This is a genomic window from Citrobacter sp. C1 (assembly GCF_014596895.2).
Taxonomy (GTDB): domain Bacteria; phylum Pseudomonadota; class Gammaproteobacteria; order Enterobacterales; family Enterobacteriaceae; genus Citrobacter; species Citrobacter gillenii.
Genome location: NZ_CP115035.1, coordinates 3,134,369 through 3,157,158, shown reverse-complemented (window position 1 = coordinate 3,157,158; position 22,790 = coordinate 3,134,369). Strand labels below are relative to the sequence as shown.

The 22,790-nt window shown below is 50.0% G+C and carries 27 protein-coding genes and 1 pseudogene; 7 read left to right on the top strand and 21 right to left on the bottom strand.

Annotated features, from left to right (window positions below; translation table 11 throughout):
• Nucleotides 1-43: 43 nt before the first annotated feature.
• Nucleotides 44-568, bottom strand: a complete 525-nt coding sequence (locus IB214_RS15400; RefSeq protein ID WP_117341799.1) for an NAD(P)H-dependent oxidoreductase — start codon at nucleotides 566-568, stop codon at nucleotides 44-46.
• Between the two features lie 10 nt (nucleotides 569-578).
• Nucleotides 579-902, bottom strand: a complete 324-nt coding sequence (locus IB214_RS15395; protein ID WP_117341800.1) for a DUF1330 domain-containing protein — start codon at nucleotides 900-902, stop codon at nucleotides 579-581.
• Between the two features lie 136 nt (nucleotides 903-1,038).
• Here IB214_RS15395 and IB214_RS15390 point away from each other — a divergent pair, with 136 nt between their 5' ends.
• On the top strand, nucleotides 1,039-1,992 hold the full coding sequence (locus IB214_RS15390; protein ID WP_117341801.1) for a LysR family transcriptional regulator: 954 nt from the start codon (nucleotides 1,039-1,041) through the stop codon (nucleotides 1,990-1,992).
• A 130-nt stretch (nucleotides 1,993-2,122) separates the two neighbouring features.
• Here the strand turns inward: IB214_RS15390 and IB214_RS15385 are convergent.
• The 4 genes and pseudogenes from IB214_RS15385 to virB11 form a co-directional block, all read right to left on the bottom strand.
• Nucleotides 2,123-2,227, bottom strand: a pseudogene (locus tag IB214_RS15385) (dpoa decarboxylase); the annotation flags it as partial.
• Between the two features lie 49 nt (nucleotides 2,228-2,276).
• Nucleotides 2,277-2,579 (bottom strand): TrbM/KikA/MpfK family conjugal transfer protein, encoded by a 303-nt coding sequence (locus IB214_RS15380; protein ID WP_117341802.1) that lies wholly within the window; start codon nucleotides 2,577-2,579, stop codon nucleotides 2,277-2,279.
• 27 nt (nucleotides 2,580-2,606) lie between these two features.
• On the bottom strand, nucleotides 2,607-3,026 hold the full coding sequence (locus IB214_RS15375) for a cag pathogenicity island Cag12 family protein (protein WP_117341803.1): 420 nt from the start codon (nucleotides 3,024-3,026) through the stop codon (nucleotides 2,607-2,609).
• The gene (gene virB11 / locus IB214_RS15370; protein WP_117341804.1) at nucleotides 3,023-4,042 is read right to left on the bottom strand and encodes a P-type DNA transfer ATPase VirB11; all 1,020 of its coding nucleotides are present in this window, start codon (nucleotides 4,040-4,042) and stop codon (nucleotides 3,023-3,025) included. The genes IB214_RS15375 and virB11 overlap by 4 nt, the downstream gene beginning before the upstream one ends.
• 37 nt (nucleotides 4,043-4,079) lie before the next feature.
• On the opposite strand from virB11, the gene IB214_RS15365 reads away from it, so the two are divergent.
• On the top strand, nucleotides 4,080-5,087 hold the full coding sequence (locus tag IB214_RS15365) for a hypothetical protein (RefSeq protein WP_117341805.1): 1,008 nt from the start codon (nucleotides 4,080-4,082) through the stop codon (nucleotides 5,085-5,087).
• Between the two features lie 309 nt (nucleotides 5,088-5,396).
• On the opposite strand, the gene virB10 is transcribed toward IB214_RS15365, so the two are convergent.
• The 15 genes from virB10 to IB214_RS15290 all read right to left on the bottom strand — a co-directional run bounded on the left by virB10 (nucleotide 5,397) and on the right by IB214_RS15290 (nucleotide 16,983).
• Nucleotides 5,397-6,638 (bottom strand): VirB10/TraB/TrbI family type IV secretion system protein, encoded by a 1,242-nt coding sequence (gene virB10, locus IB214_RS15360; protein WP_117341807.1) that lies wholly within the window; start codon nucleotides 6,636-6,638, stop codon nucleotides 5,397-5,399.
• A 19-nt stretch (nucleotides 6,639-6,657) separates the two neighbouring features.
• The gene (virB9, locus tag IB214_RS15355) at nucleotides 6,658-7,563 is read right to left on the bottom strand and encodes a P-type conjugative transfer protein VirB9 (RefSeq protein WP_117341808.1); all 906 of its coding nucleotides are present in this window, start codon (nucleotides 7,561-7,563) and stop codon (nucleotides 6,658-6,660) included.
• A complete protein-coding gene (locus tag IB214_RS15350; protein WP_117341809.1) occupies nucleotides 7,563-8,246 on the bottom strand; it encodes a type IV secretion system protein in 684 nt (227 codons plus the stop codon). The genes virB9 and IB214_RS15350 overlap by 1 nt, the downstream gene beginning before the upstream one ends.
• Nucleotides 8,239-8,376 (bottom strand): hypothetical protein, encoded by a 138-nt coding sequence (locus IB214_RS15345; protein ID WP_164496608.1) that lies wholly within the window; start codon nucleotides 8,374-8,376, stop codon nucleotides 8,239-8,241. Before IB214_RS15345 ends, IB214_RS15350 begins: the two co-directional genes overlap by 8 nt.
• Before the next feature lie 83 nt (nucleotides 8,377-8,459).
• A complete protein-coding gene (locus IB214_RS15340; RefSeq protein WP_117341810.1) occupies nucleotides 8,460-9,524 on the bottom strand; it encodes a type IV secretion system protein in 1,065 nt (354 codons plus the stop codon).
• A 10-nt stretch (nucleotides 9,525-9,534) separates the two neighbouring features.
• On the bottom strand, nucleotides 9,535-9,759 hold the full coding sequence (locus IB214_RS15335; RefSeq protein ID WP_117341811.1) for an EexN family lipoprotein: 225 nt from the start codon (nucleotides 9,757-9,759) through the stop codon (nucleotides 9,535-9,537).
• An 11-nt stretch (nucleotides 9,760-9,770) separates the two neighbouring features.
• The gene (locus tag IB214_RS15330; protein ID WP_117341812.1) at nucleotides 9,771-10,475 is read right to left on the bottom strand and encodes a type IV secretion system protein; all 705 of its coding nucleotides are present in this window, start codon (nucleotides 10,473-10,475) and stop codon (nucleotides 9,771-9,773) included.
• Nucleotides 10,476-10,495: 20 nt separating this feature from the next.
• Nucleotides 10,496-13,240, bottom strand: coding sequence for a VirB3 family type IV secretion system protein (locus IB214_RS15325; RefSeq protein WP_117341813.1), 2,745 nt, complete (start codon nucleotides 13,238-13,240; stop codon nucleotides 10,496-10,498).
• A 10-nt stretch (nucleotides 13,241-13,250) separates the two neighbouring features.
• The gene (locus tag IB214_RS15320; protein WP_117341814.1) at nucleotides 13,251-13,544 is read right to left on the bottom strand and encodes a TrbC/VirB2 family protein; all 294 of its coding nucleotides are present in this window, start codon (nucleotides 13,542-13,544) and stop codon (nucleotides 13,251-13,253) included.
• Nucleotides 13,544-14,254, bottom strand: coding sequence for a lytic transglycosylase domain-containing protein (locus tag IB214_RS15315; RefSeq protein ID WP_117341815.1), 711 nt, complete (start codon nucleotides 14,252-14,254; stop codon nucleotides 13,544-13,546). Before IB214_RS15315 ends, IB214_RS15320 begins: the two co-directional genes overlap by 1 nt.
• A 77-nt stretch (nucleotides 14,255-14,331) precedes the next feature.
• On the bottom strand, nucleotides 14,332-14,565 hold the full coding sequence (locus tag IB214_RS15310; protein WP_117341816.1) for a hypothetical protein: 234 nt from the start codon (nucleotides 14,563-14,565) through the stop codon (nucleotides 14,332-14,334).
• Nucleotides 14,566-14,925: 360 nt separating this feature from the next.
• On the bottom strand, nucleotides 14,926-15,135 hold the full coding sequence (locus IB214_RS15305) for a TraR/DksA family transcriptional regulator (protein WP_117341817.1): 210 nt from the start codon (nucleotides 15,133-15,135) through the stop codon (nucleotides 14,926-14,928).
• Nucleotides 15,125-15,709, bottom strand: a complete 585-nt coding sequence (locus IB214_RS15300; RefSeq protein WP_164496609.1) for a DUF2857 domain-containing protein — start codon at nucleotides 15,707-15,709, stop codon at nucleotides 15,125-15,127. The genes IB214_RS15305 and IB214_RS15300 overlap by 11 nt, the downstream gene beginning before the upstream one ends.
• Nucleotides 15,710-15,723: 14 nt before the next feature.
• A complete protein-coding gene (locus tag IB214_RS15295; protein ID WP_117341818.1) occupies nucleotides 15,724-15,918 on the bottom strand; it encodes an AlpA family transcriptional regulator in 195 nt (64 codons plus the stop codon).
• 135 nt (nucleotides 15,919-16,053) lie between these two features.
• Complete coding sequence (locus IB214_RS15290) at nucleotides 16,054-16,983, bottom strand: hypothetical protein (protein WP_117341819.1); 930 nt, start codon at nucleotides 16,981-16,983, stop codon at nucleotides 16,054-16,056.
• 791 nt (nucleotides 16,984-17,774) lie between these two features.
• Here IB214_RS15290 and IB214_RS15285 point away from each other — a divergent pair.
• The 5 genes from IB214_RS15285 to IB214_RS15265 all read left to right on the top strand — a co-directional run bounded on the left by IB214_RS15285 (nucleotide 17,775) and on the right by IB214_RS15265 (nucleotide 22,621).
• The gene (locus IB214_RS15285) at nucleotides 17,775-18,749 is read left to right on the top strand and encodes an aldo/keto reductase (RefSeq protein WP_223240213.1); all 975 of its coding nucleotides are present in this window, start codon (nucleotides 17,775-17,777) and stop codon (nucleotides 18,747-18,749) included.
• A 58-nt stretch (nucleotides 18,750-18,807) separates the two neighbouring features.
• Nucleotides 18,808-19,827 carry an NAD(P)-dependent alcohol dehydrogenase gene (locus IB214_RS15280; RefSeq protein WP_117341821.1) on the top strand — a complete coding sequence of 340 codons (1,020 nt, stop codon included), beginning with the start codon at nucleotides 18,808-18,810 and terminating at the stop codon, nucleotides 19,825-19,827.
• A gap of 104 nt (nucleotides 19,828-19,931) precedes the next feature.
• A complete protein-coding gene (locus IB214_RS15275; RefSeq protein ID WP_117341822.1) occupies nucleotides 19,932-20,579 on the top strand; it encodes a flavodoxin/nitric oxide synthase in 648 nt (215 codons plus the stop codon).
• A gap of 380 nt (nucleotides 20,580-20,959) precedes the next feature.
• On the top strand, nucleotides 20,960-22,102 hold the full coding sequence (locus IB214_RS15270; RefSeq protein ID WP_117341823.1) for an NADH-dependent flavin oxidoreductase: 1,143 nt from the start codon (nucleotides 20,960-20,962) through the stop codon (nucleotides 22,100-22,102).
• A gap of 165 nt (nucleotides 22,103-22,267) precedes the next feature.
• A complete protein-coding gene (locus IB214_RS15265; RefSeq protein WP_135953030.1) occupies nucleotides 22,268-22,621 on the top strand; it encodes a hypothetical protein in 354 nt (117 codons plus the stop codon).
• The last annotated feature ends 169 nt before the right edge of the window (nucleotides 22,622-22,790 follow it).

Here is a 22,790-nt window from a genome sequence, read left to right as displayed (position 1 = left end):
TAGATCAGATGGATTCATTTTATGATTCCTGCAGCCATATCAATCAGGATTTAACTTTATTTGCGAATGTTTTTTGAAAATCAGAAATATCATGTTCAGATAGATCCATCACTTCGAAAAACGTGAGTGGATCTACAAATTTCATACCGATGTACAATGCGCTTGCTTTCACTGGTGTTAATACTTCTGCCATCGTGCTCTTAATCAACCCATCATGTGAATAGGTAAACTCACTGGCACCGGCAGAGGTTACCACCATTAATTCCTTGTTTTTAAGCGCTTTACCTCCTGGACCGAAAGCCCAGCCATAGCTCCAGGTTACATTAAGGTAAGCCTTGAGCATTGGGGTAAGATTGAACCAGTGTGTGGGATAGACAAATACAATGCGATCAACGCCTTCACAGGCGGCTTGTTCGGCTGCAACATCAATTGCTTCAGGGTTGTTACCATAGAGAGTTTCAAGATTCCTTACCAAAGTGTCAGAGAGTGTCTCCGCTGTAGCTTGTAGCGCTTTTACCACACGTGACAGTCCATAGTTGGGGTGCGACACAATGACGAGTGTTTTCATTTAATTCTCTTTATTCACTGAAGTTCGGAGAGGGGGGGACGCCTTCAACAAGCCATGTTTGCGTTGTGGCGGCCGGTAATCGGAAAGGAATAATGGCCTGATAGGCTGGTGAATCATACCAAGCGTGAGCCTGCTTGAGGCTACTAAATGCCAGAATGACCATTTGGCCCGCTGGAGGAGTACCTTCCAGAGCTTCACATTTTGCCCCCATAACAATTCGTTTGCCACCAAAGGCTTTATAACTGGCTTCAACGTTTTCCAGATAAGGTTTGAGTGCCACCTCATCGTGAATGATGACATTGAAAATAAAGTAAGCCGGAGCGGATAAATTCATGTTTTACCTCGATACTGTTCTTTGGATGGAAAACAGTATGCACCACATTATTGATAACCTTAATGCCACCTATGGTTGATTAACTGATAACCCTATGTTACCAATGCATGCTATCGCAGATTAAATGGTGGTGAAGATGGAGCTTTCACAACGTGTCAGGGCAATTGTTTCGTTTATTGAAGCTGCCGATGCCGGAAGTTTTGCTGCAGCTGCGCGAAACATGGGTATCAGCGCAGCTGCGATAAGTAAGAACATTGCCGGGCTTGAGCTTGCGCTTGGAATACGATTAATGAATCGGACAACAAGGAAGATAAGCCTTACAGAGGAAGGGACTTCTTTTCTGAAACAGGTTCGCATCGCAATTGATACGCTTGATAGCGCAGCTGATTCCGTAGTAACTCAAAAATCAGATATTCAGGGACATGTCCGAATAGCGACCAGCGCTGCGTTCGGACGCGATCAACTTTTACCTGCGTTGCCCGGTTTGCAAGCGCGCTATCCTGGCTTAACCGTTGAGACCGATTTTGACGACAGAATGGCTGATATTGTCAGAGATGGTTACGATCTTGCGATACGAGGGGGGCGAATAGTTGATTCATCATTAGTGTCTCGTCCAGTTTGCCGCCTGAGTATGGTATTGGTTGCTTCGCCGGCTTACCTTGCCGAAAATGGTGTTCCTAAAACCCCAGAAGATCTCAAACGGCACCGCCTTATTGCCAGACGTTTTCTTGGTGGAAGGGTCTCACCATGGGGTTTCAAAGCATTTGATGGCAGTCTGATCACACTGGAGACTGAATCAGCTGTATTAACTATTTCCGCACCAGAAGCACAGGTTCAGGCAGCACTACTTAACCTTGGAATTGCGCAGGTTGGAGTGCATCATGCTCTCAGCTATTTAAAGGCGGGATTGTTGAAGACCGTATTGTCTGACCAACATGATCCTGGCAGCTATGAGATGGTCATTCAATATCCACACCGGGTATTAATAGCCCCTCGAGTCAAAGTTACAGTTGAATATTTGCTCGATGAATTTCGTCGTGATGCAACGCTCCACTTCCCTCTATCCCATTTGGCTGAATTTTCAGGTTGATGTGGTTGATATAATCACCAGACATAAAATTCATCAGGGTCAAAGTACTCCTGATGTCATGAGAGGACAATTAAATAGATTATCTTTAGGCATTTCTGAGCGTAACCAGGCAACTGGGCTATACCGCGTGTCCCTGATGTGCTCTTTTTGACAGAGTATCATAGATACATGTGACAGATATTCTGTCGTGATGCGTTGAGTGAATGTTGGAAATAAACAGGTCTTCTTTATCCATCTTTTTTTCTCCATGCAGGGAAACATACTAAGATAATGACAATGTTGTATTAGCTTCTGACGCTGCCAAACCTGGACAGGATTTTATTCACCGCCTTCGGGTCAGCACTGGCGCATTCCCCCAGGAAAGCTTTTCTGGCATTGAGCGTGTGATTGGGTAAAAAACCGTGTTTATTCTTTTTGACGATATTAAAGAAAGCACGTTCCGCTGAACGACATTCACTTCCTCCATTGTTTCCGGTTGCTTTACCGTACATACAAAGCACCACTTCGCACGGGTCAGCAGCGAAAGAATAAACAGGCGTCCCGGCAGCAATGCACAGCACTGCTGCCGCAATAGCGGAATATTTCATGATGACGTCCTTACGGTGAGGTGAATTTCAGGATGTGAGGGGGAAGATTAAATGCGAGAAATAAATGCGGGTGTCTCTGCATGTCAGACAGTTATATACAGGCTGATATTCAATAACGCCTTTTGCGCCATACCGACGCAACCAGTTTTTTGCAGTAAAGAATTCTGCGCCTGATGGTGCAGCAACAAAAATACGCCCAGAGTGGGCGACCGCGTAAAATACGGCGGGCGTCCAGCGTGTCTCATTAAAATTCCGTGCGTGAATGGATAATAACCATTTATCTTTAACCACCGGAGAAGGAATGATAACCGGGTTGTTTCGCCATTGCGGTAAACCGGTATTGACTGACTGGCCCGGTTTATCCCATTCAACAGGCATCGGTGGCGGGGGTGAAGAACAGCCGGAAAGTACCAGCGAAAATAGCAGCATAGTGATAACCTTCATCATGCTTTCATCTCCTCAAAAAAGGCGCTGCGGTGGAGTGGCCGGAAATAAATATCATTCATCCGGCGCACATTACCGTCCAGGTCGATACTCACGATAACGTCCAGACTGTCCAGTACCTTGCGTAACATAAAGGTGTAAGGGAGTCGGGCGCATTGCGGGTTTTCATAACAGCGGGTAATAAACCCGTCTACCGCTTCCATTGCTGAACCGGCATGGATAGAGGTCATACTGCCTTCATGGCCTGAGCCGGTTATCTTGAGAAAATCCCAGGCCTCACCGCCACGCACTTCGGTTAATAGTATGCGGTCGGGATTCATACGGTAATTCCAGCGCAGCAGGCTGGCGGGCGTCACAATTGACCCCTTTTCATCTGCCGATTCCGACGGATAAAAAAGGTGGACGTAGTTTTTATGGATAAATAGGGTGATTTCCGGATTGTCTTCAATGGTCGTAATGCGCAGATGGTGGGGGATATAACTAATCAGCATCTTCATATAGGTGGTTTTACCGGTACTGGTTTCCCCGGCCACCGCAATGGTTTTGCCGTATTCCACACATTTCTCCATAAAGCGCGGAATGTCTTTTGCGTCATATAAGGCCAGTAATTCCTGATCGTGCGTCTGCGTTTTTTCCGTGCCCATCACTCTGTTATAAAACCCGGCGGCAATATAGTCCTGATGCGGAATTTGCACCTGTGAGGGTTTACGCAGGGTGATGGACACCGTGTTACGTTCGCAGGCCGGGGGCACAATAACCTGACAACGTTCGCCGGATTCCAGCGTGGCTGACAGCCCCGGCTTGATATCTTCGATATTGTCGCCGTGATGCTTCGCCAGGCATCTGGCAAAGTTGTAGCAGCCCTCATAATCCAGCGGAACGGAGTGCTGTTCCCAAATGCCGTTAATTTTGGTGAAAAGCTCACCCGGACGATTAACGGCGATCTCAGTCAGTCCGGTAAGCGCCAGAAAATCGCCAAAAAATCGCTGCTTATAGCGGTCGAGAGAGATGTTTGTCATGTGATATCCTTGAATCGGATAAATGTGTGGAGGGAGCATGTCGAAGACGAAGGTACTGTTCGCTTATTGCCATGAACTGGGGCGCTGCTTGTCCATTGATGAAGCGCGAACGGAATTTTTTTCCAGAAAGCCGGAAGAAAGAAAGCGGTTCACTTTTTCCTGTAGCGATCGTAACTGTAATGTCACCATCAGTGGCGTTAACTATCACGTCAAAGCTGAAGATGGTGAAAAATTCAAAGCCGCACACTTCCGTTCACCCCATCCTCACAAGTTCGGATGTGAATGGGTCGCGTTCACCGAAGATGCCGATCAGGACAGACGTCCGGACGAATCAGACGCTGATTTCACGGAAAGAAAAGCAAAGCAAAAGCTGACGGACTATATCAACTGCTTTGATCCTTCAATTGATGAGCCTGATGGCGAGCCAGCCGATCCCGCAAAGCTTGCTACTCCTGCACATGTAAAAAAACCTGACGGGGATGATGATAAGCCCGGTACAGGTGAAGAGCCCCGCTGGAGCCGCTATACGCGAACTAACCAGCTTCAGCGTCTTATCGACACATGGCAGGAAGCGAAAGAATCGCTGCCTCAGGATGAGTTCAGGGCGTTGAGACTCAGGATCATGCATCACAGTCAGGTCTATCTTCATGAATATATAACGCATATCCAGAAGGGATTGGCTAACCCGTACGCGGGCGTCATCTATGGCGGTGGGACCCTGATGCATCGGTATGGGCGGGGTTTTCTTATTAATTTCTTTGATAAACATGAGGGTAAACCTGTTCGCTTGTATGTCAGTAAAGATCTGATGGCAAAAGGCCGGTTTGGTCATTATATCGATGAAATTTTGGATACAGAGAACGTCAGATATTTCCGTGTATTTCTTCTCAATCCGGTTGTTTCTGAACGGGAAAACAGCGCAGGAAAATCCGTTATCAATCTTGAAATATCAAAGCTGCGTCAACTGGCGATTTACTATGAGCTGAACTCCAGCAAGGAAGATGATTCTCCATCAACGGAGAAGGATGGTGATAGTCCGGCATAGCGGGCTAATGTCGTCACAAGAATGATAGTATCGGTGACGTCAGGCAGCGATATCTGCTTATGTGTCAACCGGATATCGTCCGAGGTAAAAGGCGGTATATCCAGAGGACCTTCACCGATGGTGAGGCAGAACGTTTGTCTTTCCCCAAAGTCAATGATGAGCTCTGTCAATGCGCCCCCGGCACGATAACATGTCATGACTATTCTCCTGATTCCGCTAAGGTGTGACATTACGTCGTTGACTACGACATTGTTGTAATCGTCCCTTACGATGACGTCTGTCGCGGTGACGCCAAACAGAAACTTTCGGTTATTCACTCTTCATCCTCAACGTATAGATGCCGGAGAAATCAATATCCTGTCCGGTGATCAGGTTGATGATCTCGCTCTGATTTTTGTAGAGGGTCGGCGGGATATTGATGCTGTTTTCCAGCGTGGTTCGCGCCATATCTGCCATCGCCTGACGACTGTTTTCGGTATAGTCCGTATTACGATCTTTCTGACCGGCGCTGTTGGATGCCCATGCCCCAATATCAGGGATCATACCGACCAGTAATGCGCCGCCGAATCGCTCCCTGAAATGCGTGTCGATCCAACCGTCAACGCCAGCCTCGCCGAGCTCCCCAGCTGCGCGAGTGTCGATTAGCGGAATATCAAGATAAGGGGGCTGGCGGGTACGCAGTTTTGTGATGATGAGAAAGGCGCGTCCCTGTCCTTGCGTCATTCCTGTCTCTGCACCAGTCTGATAAACGCCTGAAGCCGTGGTTCCTTTTTCAATCAGTTTGGTATTACCGCTGGCACTCCAGATATCTTCGGCGATCGTGCAGCGGATTTTCCCTGCCCGGTCCGAGACAAAGCGATAATCCAGCGAACAGGGAATAGCGGTATTTTCCGGGACGTACAGGTCCGGGTTGTAAGGAATTCGCCGGACCGCTGCAGGAGATAGTTCCGGTTGTGGCGCGATGGTGTTTTGCCGAGCAGTGGATGACGTTTCTGACGGTTGCCCGTCAGAGGTTGCCAGCGTCATCTCCTGCTGCCTAGTCCGGACCGGGTTTTGAGCCGCAGCGGCTGAACCATCACGCCGAACCAGAAAATGGGCTTTATCAAGTTGAGGTGGCATCTCAGGCTCCGGGGCTCTCGTCATGCGCGGGGTGTTTTCAGCCGGTTCAGATGATTCGACTCCGGTATCTTGCGTACCCAGATCGGTACGCTGTCGGTAATCGCTGCGGTTAGGCTGTGGCGTAGCATCCTGCCGCTTCTCTTCACCGGGTTGCCAGAGTAGATTGCGATATACCCAGTTGCCCGTCCATGCCAGCGCAATCAGCGCAACGGCGGCGATCGCCAGAAACGCAGTGGCTTTCCCGCGCCTGCGCTTTTTCAGTTTATTGACGGCGGGTTGTAGCGGGTCGTTCTCTTCATCGTCCTGCGCGGTGAGAAGCGTCGCTTCCCGCCTTGCACGGGCTTCGCGCTCCAGAGCGGCAATATCGTCATCCTGTTGCGAAGGAGAAGGCTCTGCACCATCAGGCACCGGATGTGGGTGTTCATCGTTCATCTGCATGACTCCTCAGTTGTCAGTGGGTTGCGGGCTTTTCCACCCGCTCAACCTGCGGGGAAACCGTGGCACCATCAGCGGTCTGGACTCTGCCGAAACCGCGATTTTCCAGGCCGACCACGGCGTTACCCGAACGCAGGACCAGACGGGGCGTGACCTCCTGAATAACCAGTACGGTGAAGTTGCCTTTTCTGCGGATACTGCTGTTAACCACATGCTCCTGGCCGTTCAGCGCTTTTGTCACGGAGGGAATAGATTTGGCCGGGGAGAAGCCCACGAACGTAAAGCGACCATCGTCATACGCGAAATCCGGCACGATACGGGTGCTGTCGCGCCCCGGATATTTGAGGTAGTCCCAGTTGCGTGGCGTCTGCGCGGCATTCAGGGCCTGCTGAATGTCAGTCTGCTGCTGTTTTTGCTCCCGTTCCAGCGCTCTGACCGCTGTCTCACGGCTGGCCTTCTCCCTGTCATCGCCCGGATAGCGGTAACTCACCTGGAAAGCGGGCTGCTGCGGTGACTTATCATCGATGACGTTCAGCTCGACGTTGTACAGCCGACGGGTGGTGACGACCAGCAGGTTGGTATGCCAGTCGCGGCTGCTGGGTGGGATAACCACCTGCGTGGTATTACCGTCCGCGCCGGGCGCGCCCTGAACGAGCGCCACCGGGCGGACGTTGACCCGGTTAGCGTCCGGTGTGGCTTCCCACGCTTCCTCAAAACCGGGTCTGGCGCTGATAACCGCCTCGTCGCTGTCAAAGACCAGTGTGGTCATGAAACCGGGACGGGTATTGACGACGGTAACGTTCAGCGGGTTATAGACAACCTGCTGAATGCGGGCATCATAGCGGCTGGCCTGCGGGATGGCTGCGCACCATGCCGTGCCACACATCATCAGCGCCAGCGGGATAAGAATGATGCTTTTCATTATTCACCTCCCCGAATTTCACGGTCTGCCTGCCAGCTGGTCACGATAAAACCGAACGGGTTAACCTCCCGTTCCGTATCGCTCATTTCTCTGCCGGGGTCGGAGTGAAATGTCAGGCGGGCATCCCAGTATTCGGTGCGGGTGCTGTTGTCTGCGAGGCGGCGAATGGTCTTTTTGTAACGGAGGGTGGCAACTTTATCGGGATCCGTGCCTGAGGTGATCTGGTTTGACAGAATGTCTATCCGTACGGTATTTGTCCCATTCTGGTACACCTTGTCCGGGGCGTTTTTTCCGGCATACAGCGCCAGATAGTCATCGTTGACCTGAGGACTGTTATAAACCTGTACCGTGGCGTAATCGTCCTGCAGGGAAGGGTAAACGTACCGTTCACGCAGCCTGACGTAACTGGACGTCATCGCCTTCTGATAAGCCGCCTCCGCCGTCAGACTGGTTTCCGACACACGGGTGACGTGCTCCACCCGTCCGGTATGATTATCCACGGTGTACAGTTCCACGACCGTCTGTTTCAGCGGCAACATCAGTACCACCGCGATAAGCGCTAGTACGGCGATGAGCAGGCCCGCGCCGCCCACCATAAGCCCGGCTTTTGTGGCACGTTTGTCCCGCTCAATCATCTGCTGTTCAAAGGTGCGGGAATCCGCAATCAGGGTCTGTTCACTCATGACTGTTTAACTCCGTAATTATCTTAGGGGTGTTCACCGGGATGCCCTGACCACCAAAAGCTGGGGGATGGGAAGACTGCGTGCAGCCGAAAAGCGCGCACAGCAAAACCAGCGCAATCAAGCGTTTCATGGGGTGTTTCCTTAGTGAGATGAAAACAGGGTTATGTTTTCGTCGGAGGGATTAACGGGAGTATTTCAGCAGGGATGACAGGTTTAACGATGGAATTTCTGAACGGCCGTTTCTCTTGAACGCGCCAGTCTCCGGGCTTCGTTGCGGGCGATCATCTGTTCAATCGCGTTCTTACGCGCCTGAGCTGCGCTGTATCCCGGACCGCTACCGGCTTTACCCGTACTGGCATCCCTCCAGCCCTGGATGTTGTCCTGAAGGGTACGGGAAGTCTGCTTCCCGGCTCCTGCTGCCAGCTTCCCGGCACCAAACGCCGCCGCGCCGATACCCACCGCTGCCAGCCCCTGCATGGATACGGTTGCACTGGCCCCGGCCAGCGCGCTGGCCAGTTTTGCGGAGAGGTAGACCAGTATTGCTGCGCAGACACCGGCCAGGCAGACCTGTGCGCCTAGCTCCACAATGTTGGATTGTGCAGACAGTTGTGTTGCAATTTCTAACCGCGAGTTTAAATAATTGACGACAATGCGCAGCGACAACGCAGAAAACAGAACCGTTAAGATGGCGGCGAACACATTTTGCAGCCAGTTGTTAAACATGGGGCGTAAAAAGCCATACAGCAGACAAAAGATAAATACGGGAGCTGTAATACTCAGCAGTAAAACCATGACTTCCGCGATCATTGAAATAAAGGCGGTGATAATCATTAAAACGAATATGCCGAGCCAGACATAAAATTGAGCCGTCATACCCTCATCTTTTACATAGGTTGAGTTATCCATGTCGTGTAACGTTTTACCCAATACCTTCGCTTTACCCCATAAGCTATCCAGTAACTGCCAGATATTATCGCTGCCGGAAAATCCCTCCTTCAGGCCATTAATGGCATCAATGACCCCATCAAGATAACCGCTGACATTTGCCACAAAGGACAGGATGATTGCCATTCTCATGATGTCCCACGTGACATCCTCCATTGGTGTGGACAACTTACCTGCCAGGGTCTGGTATCCACGCCACATGATATAGAGCGTGGCTGACGTTGCCGCCAGCCCCACCATCATGGAGGAGTATGACATCATCAGTCCCTTTGTGGCGTCAGTAACTCCTCCTATCAGGTGTTTTTCAACACCGATAAATACACCACCGGGCATATTAACCTCACTATGAGTTCAGGTCGGGAGTGGGGGCATTTAACTGCTGAATTTGATAATGGGCTTCATTGGCGTTTTTACAGTTATCTGAGGCATCGCCGGTTTTCTGGCATTTTTCATACACTGCTTTTAGCTCATCGGGATGATCTTTGTACCACTGAGTGGTTTTGGCTTCTTCTTTGCAACCACTGATGATGAGTAATAAGGACAGGAAAGAAAAGGTTAATAAACGCATGTGAGACTCCTTTAGCCGTTTAAATCAGGGGTTGGCGCAGTTAACTGTTGCTGATTCCACTGTTTAATACGCACATCCTCCAGGACTTTTTCGCGCTTTTCTGCTGCCTTCACGCTCATTTCCCACTGGCTAGTGAGCGTGTTCAGCATCACTGATTTTAGCTGAATACTGTTGGCAAGGTCCTGAGACTCCTTTGAGTCTTTGGACAGTGCGATACGGTTCGAGAGGCCGTTAATCTCGCCCAGTGTCTGGCTGACCTGATCCTGGATCTCGTCAGTCTGCTCAAGCTGGATCGCCTTATTAATGACCAGCTGTTTGCAGGTATCAGCATAGCGTCCTGACTGTTCGGCATTGCAGGTATCAAAAACCCGGTACTTCGCGTACAGCGCATCGAACTGTCCTGAGGTGCCGCCGGAAAGTAGCAGATCATTGAGTGTCTGACCCGGCTTGCGCAGTTTTTCCAGATCTGATTTCAGACTCTTCGCCTGATCTACAAAATCTGCAATATCCCGGACGCCGGTGGCCGTCGCTAACTGATTTTTATACGCCTGGATCTGGCTCTGATAATGTTGCGCGGTCTGCATCCAGCGCTGCGCTTCTTTTAGCCATTCGAGCTCACGCAGTGGGTCAGCATCAACAAGGACAGGAATACCAGCGTGCGCCAGCGGGCTGACAATGACGCACGCGAAAATAAGGGCATGAAAACGCCTTTTCATCATGGATCTCCTTAGGGTTATCAGAGTGCCTGAGCCAGGTAGGGTTCCAGCCAGTCATGGGGCTCCATCCCTTCACGGTACAGGGAATCAAAGATTTCGAGGTTGTCGGCGCTGCCGCTCATCACTCGGGTGTATCTGCCGACACCGGAGAGGTCGAGTGTCACGCGTGCAGCAAAACGTTTTGTGTCGCCACGCCTGAACTGATTTTTGACGACCACATACTGGCGGGCCTGCGGATCCAGATTTTTCACCACATCGAACACTTCCGGTTCAAACTTCATCCCGTCAACATAGTGGGCCCGGTCGGCACTGGGGTTGGCTGCCAGGATCTGCGTGCCGCACTGCTCAATCACGGCGGGCGCAATCTCATCCCTGATGATCTCCGCCGGGGACTGGGTGCCCACAACCAGCATCCCGTTGAGCTTACGGATGGTTTTCAGTCGGTTATAGGCGAAATCCTTAAAGATCGGATCCCGTAGCCATTTCCAGAACTCATCCATGAAGATAACCAGTCGTCGTCCGTCGAGCAGCGTGGTGATGCGATACAGCAGGTAAAAGGAGATCGGCGCACAGACATTGGCATCATCCAGAAACTCCGTGCCGTCAATGCCAAAGTTATCGCAGTGGCTGATATCGAAGGTATCCGATGCGTTATCAAACACCCAGCCAAACTCGCCGCCCTGTGCCCACTGCGACAGGCGAATACTCAGGCCGTTCTCCTGTGCCTCCCGGGTGGCAGGCTCCGGCAGATTCTCCAGTAAACGGGTGATCCCATGGATGCGGTACTGTGGCTCATTACTCATCACCGCCTGGACGGCGTCATTCAGGCGGCGTTCATCACGGGGCGTGATGGTCGCGCCGTTACGCGTACACAGCAGTTTCATCAACTGACTGATGAAACTGATATTGCGTTTGGTGGGTAACAGTGAAAACGGGTTCCAACCCGTGGGGTCGCCATGCGTGATGCGATAGTAACGGCCTCCCAGCGCCCGGATATTCATTTCCGCGCCCCGATCCTTGTCCAGATAAACAGTGGTCAGTCGTTTGGTTTTCGCATCGGGAGAAAAACTGTCCATACAGCCGTATTTCTGCTGCATGTTTTCAAGGAAAGTCATCAGCATGGTTTTACCCGAACCGTTGGTGCCGAGAATGCAGGTACTGGCCGGGTTCTTCTCGTTGAACTCGTCCTTGTCCGCCAGCGTGTTATGCAGGTTCAGATAGTAGCCATCCCCTGACGGGGTGCGCAGTAAGGCCATCGCATCCCCCCAGGGCGCGTTATCGCGCTTGCCGGGATAGAAATTGTGCAGCGCGACCAGCTCAACAAAGTTCTGGCTGCTCAGCTCGCCCTTGCGGGGTCGCAGGTGATAATTACCGGGCAGTTGTGCCATATACGCAGCTGAAAGAGAGAGCGCGGCGGGAACCGGTGTAATGCCGAGGTTGTTCAGGGCATTGCTGATTTCACTGGTATCGGCCACCAGGCTGTCCAGCGAGCGGGAAAACACCATGATGGATAAATGGTGTTTTCCATAGGCGATTTTCCCCGAGGTCAGCAGGTCGAGCGCCACATCCAGATCCAGTCGCTGTGACACCGCATCATCATCCGAACTCATTAACAGGCGTCGGGTACGTTTGATGGCCTTGCGGGCTTCTTCACGTGACATGCAGGTGTACGACTGGGTGATTATATAATCGCAGGGGGCGTACAGCAGCGAGTCCATCATCCCTGTCGCGGTCTCCTCCGGGAACTCCTTCACCTCCAGCCCCCGGAAATATTGTGTACCGCTGGCGTGGTTTATCTGCCCGGACTCGCCAGAAAAGAACAGCGCCGCCGACCCCATCATCGAATAGGCCGGAGCGCGGGTGACGCGTACCCTGCGCCACTGGTGCGTCAACAGGTACTCATAAAAGGATAACTGGGAGGAGAATACCGCGTGACCTTCGGTGAAAGTGCCAAGAGGACGTGAGGCGTAGCGTGACAGTGCGGTATCGAGCGAGCCTTTGATTTCCAGCATTTCCCGCAGTGCAGAGTCAAGCTCTTTCAGTTTCTTGCCGTCATTCATGCGTCTGCGCCCGGCTTTTTCCAGGCTGACAAACGGACGGTAACAGACGGTCAGGAATAGGCGGTTACGGCGAAATGGGTCCGCCGCCAGCGAGGCATAATACAGACGGCTGATTTCATCGGCGTAAGGGTTGCCGGATGCCTTATGCAGCGAATCAGTAAATGGCTCCCGCACGTTATGGATATAAAAGGTGACCGGCATCCCCTCGAATGAGCGGATGAGTCCGTGCAACTGGTTGCGGTCAATACTGAGGGTTTCGTCTGATTCGCAATCGAACGGGGTCCCCGTCAGTTCCCAGGTGCAGTAGAGATCACTGTGTGGTGAGCGAACAACATGCTGATGAATATGCGATGAATACGGAATGTACTTCCTGAGCGTGGCACACTGATTCAGTTTCATGGCGTTGAGAAACTCCGTGATATCAACAGCATCATGCTCAACGGGCATAAATACTGTTGCGCCAAACAGCCGGTTTGCTGCCGGTTTTCCTCTTGCCCTGAGCCATACGGCAATCAGGCTGAACCGCATGGGTTCATTCCGGGTGACGGATTTCATCACCAGAAATTCAACCGGGAGCAGGGCAAGGAAAGCGACGGAAGTCCAGACAGCGACGATGATGGTGATACCGGTGACACCCAGCAGGGGCACCATCGGCACCCCCCACAGTGCCGCCGGGCGTTTCATTGCTTTGAGCAGCTTTGCCATAAATGACCTCTCAGCTCATCAGCAGTGCGCCGATCTCACTGCCTCCACCAATCAGGATCCCGCCAATAATGATGTAGGCACACTGGGACAGGCTTTCGCCTTTCCAGAGCGTCTTGTAACCCACCCAGATCACGGCCACAGTGATAGTGATGGCCGCCAGACCATGAAGGCCGGTGGAGACTTTTTCCATCACGGTATTTGCACGAGTGAAACCATCGGCAAACGCCGGGGGGGCAGAAAAAACTGTCAGCAAGCATGCAGATAGAAGGCTGACAGCCACCTTTAGCTTACGGAAACGTGACATTATTTTTGTTCCTCACGGGCTGATTGAGAGAGGCTCCGGCGCACTGATGGCGTTGAGGTCTGTGCGATGGTGATTTTCTCCTGACGGAGTTTTGCGGGGACGCCCCGGACGACGGTCCCCGGCCAGATCAGACGGGGAGGGGATGGTTTATCAACAGGGATGGCTTCGAGGGGAGTCGGCGTTGTGGATTTATCCGCGCGGGTGCCCGGTACGGCATAACGGGGGGATGCCGAAACATAACCCACCCGCTGCAGATAGCTGGTCCCTGAAAAAGCCGCTTCAGGCTCTTGTCCGGTGCGGAAATTGCCGGAGTAATAGCAGCTCAACGCTCTTTTAAGAGAACCGCCACGTTGGTAGCAGTCGCTGATAATGCGTTCAAAAACAGACAAATTGGTGCAGGGATCAAGCAGGTCAGAGGCCGTCACGCCGTAATGATGGAAATTGGTGCTGGTGATTTGCATCAGTCCCACAGAGTAACGGCGTCCCTGTGCCATAAGGCGGCGAATAATATGCTCAGCTTTGTCCCGGCTGGCGGGCTGATGGGAGATAACATTGTTATCTCCGAGGGCGCGAGTGGCCTTCGGGATAATTTCGGCGATGGCATAAGGGTTAAAATCGGATTCCACCCGTGCCACGTCGAGTGCAGTGGACGGATGAATGCTGGCGGCACACTGCATGGCCGCCGCCAGAAAGGCAGTGGTGGAAAGCATGATGGCCTCGGAATTGAAGGCAACGTGCACAGTCACTTGACCCGGCACGCTGCGGAGTAAGGAGTAATAAAGAAGGGTTAAAGCGCCGTTTCGTCGGGCTCCGTACTCTGTGGCAGATTGCTATCCTCCCGTGGCTCAAGCAGGACCAGTTTGCCGGAAACTGCAATACCGGGTGTCAGGACAATATTCAGGCCGGGCTTGCCGTTATGGGCAAATGCCACGCCAACCCTGGTCCAGTAGGTGTTTTTTTCGCCCTGCGGATCGGGCGGACCTTCCTGGGTAACAAATACGTGGTAGATGGGTTTTCTCATGAATTATCCTCTCATCAGAACGACAACGAATGAAATAAACGGGTCACATCCCGATTCTGCATTCCGGTTTTAACGGGTGAGCGAGAACATTCAGCGGCACCCTGAATTATGGTTGCGTGACAGCCCGAAACACATTGTTAAAGAGCACTACTCGCCTTGGACGAATAAACGCCCATCAGGTGGACCATCAAATACTGGTGTGTTCAGGGTGCAATTTCAGGAAAGGAATATGAATAGAAAAATAAAAATGACGCCGAGAGAGAAAATAAAGAAAGGTTTTTACTGGGAAGCAATTTCTTTACAAAGAAATATAAAGACGTGTAGGGATAATTATTTCCCCACACGCCCTACTAATTATTTTTAACTCCTTAGGCGTTCAAGGATGGTCTGGCATTCTATACAGGTTGTCACGCCAGGTAGTGTCTGACGCCGTACTTCAGGAATAGATTTACCGCAGAAACGACAATGGAACAGTGACGATGTGGCAGCCGGTTTGAAACGGTTCTGTTCAATCATCTCTTCCAGACGTTGCTCATTAAATTCCTGATCGCGATCGATTTCATCTGGCATGCGACGTCTCCTTGTCTGATGCTTTACGTTCATGAAGTGTGATACGGTTCCAGACGACAGTAAGCGAGGGGCTATTGGGCTGAGCAGACAATTTTTCGGTGACTAGCATCATCGCTTCCAGCGCATCAGATGATTCAAGCCTATCCACTCGGTATTTTTGCCATTGTCGCCAGATCCCGGCATCCGTCTCTTCATCCGGGTCGGGTGTTCGGCCAAAAGGGACGGATATATTAAGCAAACGGCGGCGCAGGCTGACTTCATTCGATGTGAGACCAAAATATATGTTCATAAGTGCAATCGACCCGCCCAACTGGATCGCGCGGTTTATTTGCTGCTGATGCAGAACCTCCCCACGGGATCTCGCCAGTAATAGGCTCAATGCGTCATGATGGACAGTAATTGTCATAAAATGTGCTGATTCTCGACTGATGATAAACAACTCGTCAAGGGACAGTTGGTTAAGATTATTCATTTCATCGAACGTGAACCCGAGTGTTTCACAGTGTCGGAAATTTCCTTCTTTTAGAGCATGAAGGGCATCTATTAATATGGCGTAATTCAATGATGGGATCATTATTTTGTTCCCCTTCAACGCAACAAACGGTTGGCTAATTTAAGGTTAATCCATTCATCAACCTCAGATTCGAGCCATGCCACACTAGCTGGACCAATTTTTATTGATCGGGGAAAAGTGCCGTCTTTCATATATAGATAGATTTGTGAGCGTTTCAGTCCGGTTTTTACTTCCACTTGTTTTAGGCGTAATAACTGATGTGATGTCATAACTAACTCCAATACAAAAATGAAACATTTCCGGAAAGAACAGCAAAGCACGGGGAAAGGTAGAGGGTAAAGTTGATGAGCCCGTATTAAGGGTTTAAGTATTCTTAATACGGGTTCAGGTGCAATAGTCGAATATCATTTTAATTCTGACGAAGATGAATGAGTGGGGGAACCTCGTTCAAGGGCTGTTTTCAGTGTCTCACCACTGAATCTGTCAGTAATACCTTCAGCCGATGCCCATTGTTCAAAAATAGATAACAATTTGTACGGTTTATCAATCAAAGGACGAATCGATTCATTATTTTTGCATGCTAACCAGAAAAGTCTGGATAATGGTGTGGATATCCGTGTTGAAGAGGGTTGGGGGGATTTGCTTTCAACTGGAATATTAATTATTGTATTGACTTCAGCTTGTCTGATGACAAAGCAGGCATCTCTCGGGAGTTCAAAGATAGGGAAGTAGTCTTTATGGTATTGATCTTCCTGGTTATGTAAAATCATTTTTTCGTAATGGTCTGATATCTCATCTGGAAGTCGTTTCACTTGTTTTTTTATTCTTTCCTGCCATGTCATTTTTTCAAAAACTTGAAACGTTTCTCCTAATAATGAAACAGTAATACCATAATTATTATTACTTGCCCCCGTAACTGGTGGTGGTATTTTTAGAGATCGGGCAAGTAGATGTTGTATAAGAATAAATTCATATCCCAGCAAATTTGTATCAATGACGCTATGTAAAGAGTAAATGAATTCTCCCTCTGTGCTGAAACGTAGATAGTTCCCGCTGAGGAAAGCATTTTTGTCAAGCATGCATAATCTTGAAATGAATGCACTTTCTAATGGTACTAACTTTAGTTTATGGTTGGTTGCCTTGATTTTTCTTAAAAATACTGGTGATTGAAAATAGAATGAAAGGCGTAATTTTCCTTGCAAAGCAAGTCGATAAATATCACCTTCTTTCAGTTTTCGTCCACTTAGGCTGTTAATAAGCCCAATGGCTTCTTTGATGGTTATCCAATCTGGGTTTAGATTTTTTGAGTATGAAGTGGTGGAATCATATGACATGATACATCTCCTTTTTTACAATGATGTCCTCTGCTGATTTTGATGCTGTTATTGATATATTTATTGCTGTGGAACAGGTGTCAGTGACAGAGAGCATTTAAAATAAAAAGACACGATATTGCAGTGTTGGAATAATGTAAGATGGTGAATTTATTGTTTTGAGTTAACTATAGCCATGTTTTGAATGGCAGTAATTGTCATCGCCTCTTTCGCCAGATATTTAACTTGTTGATCTTGCGAAGCAGTATTACCCCCCCCAGGGGCTAATCTTAGACGATTAGTGCATTGAATCTAACCATGAACCACCTTGTCTCTACAGCCCATTGTTGAATTTTAATTACACGCATTACATTCAGACATCCTCTGTTTCTACTTTTTTTATTGGCTAATGTAAAAAGTAGGTACGCTTTAAATAAATTGAAATAGGCAATAAAAACGACAAAATGGATAACACTAAAGATGGATATGCGCCATATAGTTTGGACTGGGTTAATTGTTTGAGTTGAATTTACACCTCTCGGAAACCGATCTGGCTGGGCAAAAGAGCAGTAGCTACCGATCGTTGATTCCATGGCACCCGTCTACCAAAAGGGCTAGATATGGAAAAGCACAAAAAAACAGTTGAATCAAACTCTCCAAAGGACCGAGGTTTCAGTCGTCGCGACTTGTTGATCAACACCGCCATTGTTGGGGCTGGATTGATTGTTGGATCGCGTTCATGGGCTTCATCGGCGAATGGTACACAAGGTGTGAGTGGTTCAGTAAACAGAGGGCAGATTTTACAGAAACGCATGCTCGGAAAGCTGGAAGTCTCGGCGTTGGGTTCTGGGTGCATGAGCATCAGTGCCAATTACGGCCCACCAGCAGATAGAAACCAGGGCATTCAGGTACTCCGGACTGCGCACGAAAAAGGCGTCACTTTCTTCGATACGGCTGAGGTTTATGGCCCCTATACCAACGAAGAGTTGGTGGGTGAGGCTCTTGCTCCTATTCGTAACCAAGTCGTGATCGCCACCAAGTTTGGCTTCGACATGGATGCAGGTGGTGCACTTAATAGTCGACCAGCACACATTAAGAAAGTGGTTGAAGGTTCTCTCAAGAGACTGCGGACTGACCGCATTGACCTCTATTACCAACATCGGGTTGATCCCACAGTCCCTATAGAAGATGTGGCTGGTGCGATCCAGGATTTGATCAAAGAAGGAAAGGTTCTACACTTTGGCCTCTCGGAAGCAAGTCCAACTACGATCCGTAGAGCGCACGCCGTTCAACCCGTAACAGCTATCCAAACTGAATACTCGTTGATGGAACGAAGCGTCGAACGGAACGGGGTACTTGATACATGCGAACAACTCGGTATTGGCTTCGTGTGTTGGGGGCCACTGGGTATGGGCTATCTTCCCGGCACCATGAATGCAAATACCCGGCTCGACCCCAAAACCGATCTTCGTTCAGGATTCGATCGCTTCACAGCTGAGAACCTGGCGGCCAATGCGCCAATTATTAATTTCCTCAAAGAATTCGCAGCAGAGAAAGGTGCTACACCTGCGCAAATTTCCCTCGCATGGTTGTTGGCACAGAAACCATGGATTGTCCCAATTCCGGGTACTCGCAGGCTTAACCACCTTGAAGAGAACCTGGCATCAGTCAATGTGCAATTGACGCCAGCAGACTTGCGGGAAATTGACAGTGCGATGTCAAGGTTCCATGTGCACGGTGGTCGGATGAATGAAATGCAGATGCGCGTCGTTGACGAAAGCAAATGACACCCTCTCGAAGAACGCTGAGGTGGGGTAATTTCAAGAATAAGGACTCAAGAATATTATGAAAGTTTATCGCCTTGATGATTTTACCAGTATCGACGATTTGCATATGCGGGAAGAAGACGTCCCCAGGCCAAAGCAAGGTGAGGTCTTAATCCGTGTTTATGCCGTTTCTCTGAACTTTCGGGATATCGCGATGCTACGCGACCAGTACCCAGCCCCCCATTTGAAAGGGTTAATACCCGGAAGCGATGGAGCGGGTGAAGTGGTGGCGATAGGACCAGGAGTTGATGAATTTGAGATGGGTGACAGGGTCATGGGAACCTTTCATCCACGTTGGTACGCGGGGGGGATGCCTGGCAACCTTCTTCAGTACAACTATGGCAGCGCGATTGATGGTTGGCTGGTTGAATATAAAGTTGTCAGTCAGGAGTCACTCGTCCGTATACCAGACAGTATTTCGTACGAAGACGCGTCCACTCTGCCTTGCGCAGCATTGACAGCATGGAGTGCGCTTAGCGGGGGTACCCTCATTCGTTCTGGTGACACTGTACTCGTTCAGGGGACCGGTGGTGTTTCCATCTTTGCTCTTTTGCTGGCTAAAGCGGTCGGTGCCTTCGTTATTGCCACGACCTCCAGTGAGGAAAAGGCGCTACGGCTGCAAGCGCTCGGCGCGGATGACGTCGTGAATTACAAAGATGAACCGCAGTGGGGGGAGCGAGTACGTGCGTTGACCAATGGGCTGGGGGTTGATCGAGTCGTAGAAGTTGGCGGGCCTGGCACAATAGCACAAAGTCTGAAAGCGGTTAGGCCGGGTGGCGAAATCGCGCTTATTGGCTTCGTGAGCCCAGAGGGTGTTGGTATCGATTTTTTCGATCTCTTTATGAGCGGTGCGACGTTACGGCACATAGCGGTCGGAAGCCGCCAGGCGCTACAAGAGGTTGTGCGGTCTATAGATATGGCGGGCATCAAACCGGTCATCGACCGCGTATTTGACTTCGAGGACGCGAAAGCGGCGTTTGCCCATCTTGGCAATGGATCGCATTTCGGCAAGGTAGTGATTCGGTGTTCTCGGGACTAGTACCTAAATGTCGAAACTGGCTGAGAGGTCTGCCACACGCGTTTTTCTATTAGGTGTCCCGTCAGGTTAATCGTGAGGTATGGCTGAAATCGAAGGTAGGCAAGGTGAACTGGAAAAAAAACATATTGATTGGGGCCTCACTCATGGTCATTGCCGGTGCAGTCATTGGGATTGCAGCTTTTAGCGTTATGACACTGAAGGATCGAACCTATGTTCCTAGTCCTGTCTTTGAGCCAGTGGGTGAGCCTAATCAAAAAGTTGCTGTCGTCTACTATTCAAGGTCTGGTCATTCTGAGGCCGTTGCTCGTGAGGTGGCTCGCATGTTTAATGCCCCTATTGCAAAGATAGAGTCAGACTACGCCCTTGATTTGGTCGGCCAGCAAAAGGCCATTTCGGATGCGAACAACAAAGTGCTTCCACGCATTGTAGTAGAGCCTATTGACCTACACAGAGTGCGCCGCATCTTTCTCATTTCACCGACATGGATGTTCCGCCCGGCGACGCCACTTTGGTCATATGTGGAACAGACAGATTTCTCTGGTAAAGAAGTAGTGCTTATCACTACGGGTAACAGTAGGTTCAAGCAAACTGAAACCGATGCATTCGAAGAGCGGGTCGTGGCTCATGGTGGGCATTTTATCCGGCATATATTCTTACTTCGCGGTCGTATTTATTGGCAAAAGAGTCGCGAGGAGCTGTTGCAGGAAATCAGTGTACAAATGAGTAATTATCCTCGATTGCTCGATCCCTGAATTTTTCAGTGGTTATGGCCGTTGGCAGTGAGTCTTTTATATCACACGGCCGTTTTGTTGCGACTAGTTTCTCCTGTCGTCAATATGTGGTTTTTGTAACACGTAGATATGGCTAGATTGCCCCAGTATTACTTTGTGCGTTATCGACGATTAGTTGTCAAATAAGGCAATTATTACAGTAGTTCTGGCAATACAATTCCTGTGGATCCATACATACTCAAAACATAAAAAACCTTATTCACATTAGCGTCCGTGAGATATTGACCCATGAAATGGGTAGATAGCTATAAATCTTGGAATACTTGATTTGCCGCACATTAGTAGGCATGTCAAGAATCAATCCCAGCCGTTGGATCAACCAGTTAGCAACAGGTATTCAGATGAACCCATTATTTCGAAAGATGTTTGAGCCGCTCGCTTTCGCCAACAAAATTGTCGTGCGTAATCGCGTAGTTATGGCTCCTATGACGACCTGGGCCGGAAATGCGGACGGTACGATATCCGAAGATGAGATTGCCTACTATCGCCGACGCGTAAACGGTGTTGGTCTCGTGATCACTGGGTGTACGCATGTCCTGGCAAACGGTATCGGTTTTACCGATGAATTTGCCTCTTACGACGATCGATTCATTCCCAGCTTGCGCCGATTAGCGGAGGCGGCGAAAAGTGGCGGTGCCCCGGCGGTGCTGCAATTGTTTCATGCTGGGAGCAAAGCGCTACCGGCGTTGGTGCCTGGCGGTGATGTTATCGCCGCCAGCGCGGTGAGCACCGATGCTGGACCTTTCGGTGTGCCTGCGCTTACACCGCGAGCGCTCTCACATGATGAAATCCAATATGTCATTCGGGCGTTTGGTGATGCGACACGTCGCGCGATAGAGGCAGGATTTGATGGTATCGAATTGCATGGGGCACATGGATTTCTGATCCAGAATTTCTTCTCGCCTAAGTTCAATCAGCGGACAGATGAGTGGGGTGGTTCGCTGGAGAACCGCATGCGCTTCCCCTTGGCGGTTGTACAGGAAGTACGGCGTGTAATCGAAGCTCATGCTAACAGGCCGTTCCTCCTTGGCTTTCGCATTTCGCCCGACGAGTCAGGAGAAGGTGGACTGCGTATCGATGACAGTTGCGTTCTCATTGATCGACTTATCGACAGCAGCATTGACTATCTTCACGTCTCATTGGCGAGCGTACTTGCAGCTGTACCTGTTGACAGCACGGGGGAAAAGACGACGGCAGTCTGGCTCCTCGACCATGTTGACGGACGAGTGCCTGTAATTGCCGCTGGACAGATCCGGCACCCTTCTCAGGCTGTTGAGGCCCTTGACCTTGGCCTACATCTTGTGGCTATCGGGCAGTCGCTGGTGATGAATCCAGATTGGGTAGAACTCGCGCAGAATAATCTTGAAGGGAGAATCGTCACTACGCTGAACCCGTCAAAAATCTCGCAGATGGTGGTACCTGAGAAACTATTAGCTGTGATCGAAGCAACGCCTGGATGGTTCAAGCTCCAGGCCTCGCAATAGATCATTCCGTTGGTTGAAAGCATCGTTCCAGTCTTAGCCACGGCGTTTCATTAAGTGATGATCAAAAAATGACAGATAGAAAGTCTGGCTTATCACCGGCGCAGGGGCTGTGGGCTCGGTGTTGATATCGTCAGCCGCATCGCCACTGGCCGCGATGCGGTAATAATGATGGTGGCCCTTGGCAACTATTATAATCTGCTGGCTATCAAGCTCGACATTACTCGCCTGAAAGATGTTCAAACTGCGTCAAAGCCGCTGATTCCCGAAGTCGAGCCTTTTGGTCATCATAGTATGCTGGTCGAACCTGGCTTCTCCGTACTGAATTGCTGCGCAGATTCCACCACATACGCAGCATCCTCGATTAACAACTATGCCAAACTCACCAATGAATCTGCCAAGGTCTGTAGTGGGATGGATGGTCAACAGGGTGGAGCAGCCAAACATGCTACTGCCATAATCGCCAATGGATTACGAAAAATCCGTAACTATTCTGATGGTTGTTGCTCAAGTTCGTCGTGATTTTCTGAAGAAACCGTCCAACGAGTAGGAAGTCTACGACACCTTATCGTCCAAGGGCAAAAAGCTCTTCTAGATTGAGGGCACAGACCAATTTTTCGAGGAATATAACGACTTCGGTCGTAATTCGCAGCTTATATCGGATTGGTTTGGCAGCCACATTGCTTAACTC

Bases quoted from the DNA above. Each gene is read 5' to 3' on its own strand.
- IB214_RS15265 (WP_135953030.1), top strand. From the start codon at position 22,268: ATGATGGTGGCCCTTGGCAACTATTATAATCTGCTGGCTATCAAGCTC.
- virB9 (WP_117341808.1), bottom strand. From the start codon at position 7,563: ATGAAAAGCATCATTCTTATCCCGCTGGCGCTGATGATGTGTGGCACG.
- IB214_RS15295 (WP_117341818.1), bottom strand. From the start codon at position 15,918: ATGACATCACATCAGTTATTACGCCTAAAACAAGTGGAAGTAAAAACC.
- IB214_RS15300 (WP_164496609.1), bottom strand. From the start codon at position 15,709: ATGATCCCATCATTGAATTACGCCATATTAATAGATGCCCTTCATGCT.
- IB214_RS15315 (WP_117341815.1), bottom strand. From the start codon at position 14,254: ATGCTTTCCACCACTGCCTTTCTGGCGGCGGCCATGCAGTGTGCCGCC.
- IB214_RS15290 (WP_117341819.1), bottom strand. From the start codon at position 16,983: ATGTCATATGATTCCACCACTTCATACTCAAAAAATCTAAACCCAGAT.
- virB11 (WP_117341804.1), bottom strand. From the start codon at position 4,042: ATGACAAACATCTCTCTCGACCGCTATAAGCAGCGATTTTTTGGCGAT.
- IB214_RS15380 (WP_117341802.1), bottom strand. From the start codon at position 2,579: ATGAAATATTCCGCTATTGCGGCAGCAGTGCTGTGCATTGCTGCCGGG.
- IB214_RS15285 (WP_223240213.1), top strand. From the start codon at position 17,775: ATGCTCGGAAAGCTGGAAGTCTCGGCGTTGGGTTCTGGGTGCATGAGC.
- IB214_RS15340 (WP_117341810.1), bottom strand. From the start codon at position 9,524: ATGCCCGGTGGTGTATTTATCGGTGTTGAAAAACACCTGATAGGAGGA.
- IB214_RS15365 (WP_117341805.1), top strand. From the start codon at position 4,080: ATGTCGAAGACGAAGGTACTGTTCGCTTATTGCCATGAACTGGGGCGC.
- IB214_RS15320 (WP_117341814.1), bottom strand. From the start codon at position 13,544: ATGTCACGTTTCCGTAAGCTAAAGGTGGCTGTCAGCCTTCTATCTGCA.
- IB214_RS15270 (WP_117341823.1), top strand. From the start codon at position 20,960: ATGAACCCATTATTTCGAAAGATGTTTGAGCCGCTCGCTTTCGCCAAC.
- IB214_RS15335 (WP_117341811.1), bottom strand. From the start codon at position 9,759: ATGCGTTTATTAACCTTTTCTTTCCTGTCCTTATTACTCATCATCAGT.
- IB214_RS15345 (WP_164496608.1), bottom strand. From the start codon at position 8,376: ATGAAACGCTTGATTGCGCTGGTTTTGCTGTGCGCGCTTTTCGGCTGC.
- IB214_RS15325 (WP_117341813.1), bottom strand. From the start codon at position 13,240: ATGGCAAAGCTGCTCAAAGCAATGAAACGCCCGGCGGCACTGTGGGGG.
- IB214_RS15390 (WP_117341801.1), top strand. From the start codon at position 1,039: ATGGAGCTTTCACAACGTGTCAGGGCAATTGTTTCGTTTATTGAAGCT.
- IB214_RS15400 (WP_117341799.1), bottom strand. From the start codon at position 568: ATGAAAACACTCGTCATTGTGTCGCACCCCAACTATGGACTGTCACGT.
- IB214_RS15305 (WP_117341817.1), bottom strand. From the start codon at position 15,135: ATGCCAGATGAAATCGATCGCGATCAGGAATTTAATGAGCAACGTCTG.
- IB214_RS15330 (WP_117341812.1), bottom strand. From the start codon at position 10,475: ATGAAAAGGCGTTTTCATGCCCTTATTTTCGCGTGCGTCATTGTCAGC.
- IB214_RS15280 (WP_117341821.1), top strand. From the start codon at position 18,808: ATGAAAGTTTATCGCCTTGATGATTTTACCAGTATCGACGATTTGCAT.
- virB10 (WP_117341807.1), bottom strand. From the start codon at position 6,638: ATGAACGATGAACACCCACATCCGGTGCCTGATGGTGCAGAGCCTTCT.
- IB214_RS15310 (WP_117341816.1), bottom strand. From the start codon at position 14,565: ATGAGAAAACCCATCTACCACGTATTTGTTACCCAGGAAGGTCCGCCC.
- IB214_RS15375 (WP_117341803.1), bottom strand. From the start codon at position 3,026: ATGATGAAGGTTATCACTATGCTGCTATTTTCGCTGGTACTTTCCGGC.
- IB214_RS15395 (WP_117341800.1), bottom strand. From the start codon at position 902: ATGAATTTATCCGCTCCGGCTTACTTTATTTTCAATGTCATCATTCAC.
- IB214_RS15350 (WP_117341809.1), bottom strand. From the start codon at position 8,246: ATGAGTGAACAGACCCTGATTGCGGATTCCCGCACCTTTGAACAGCAG.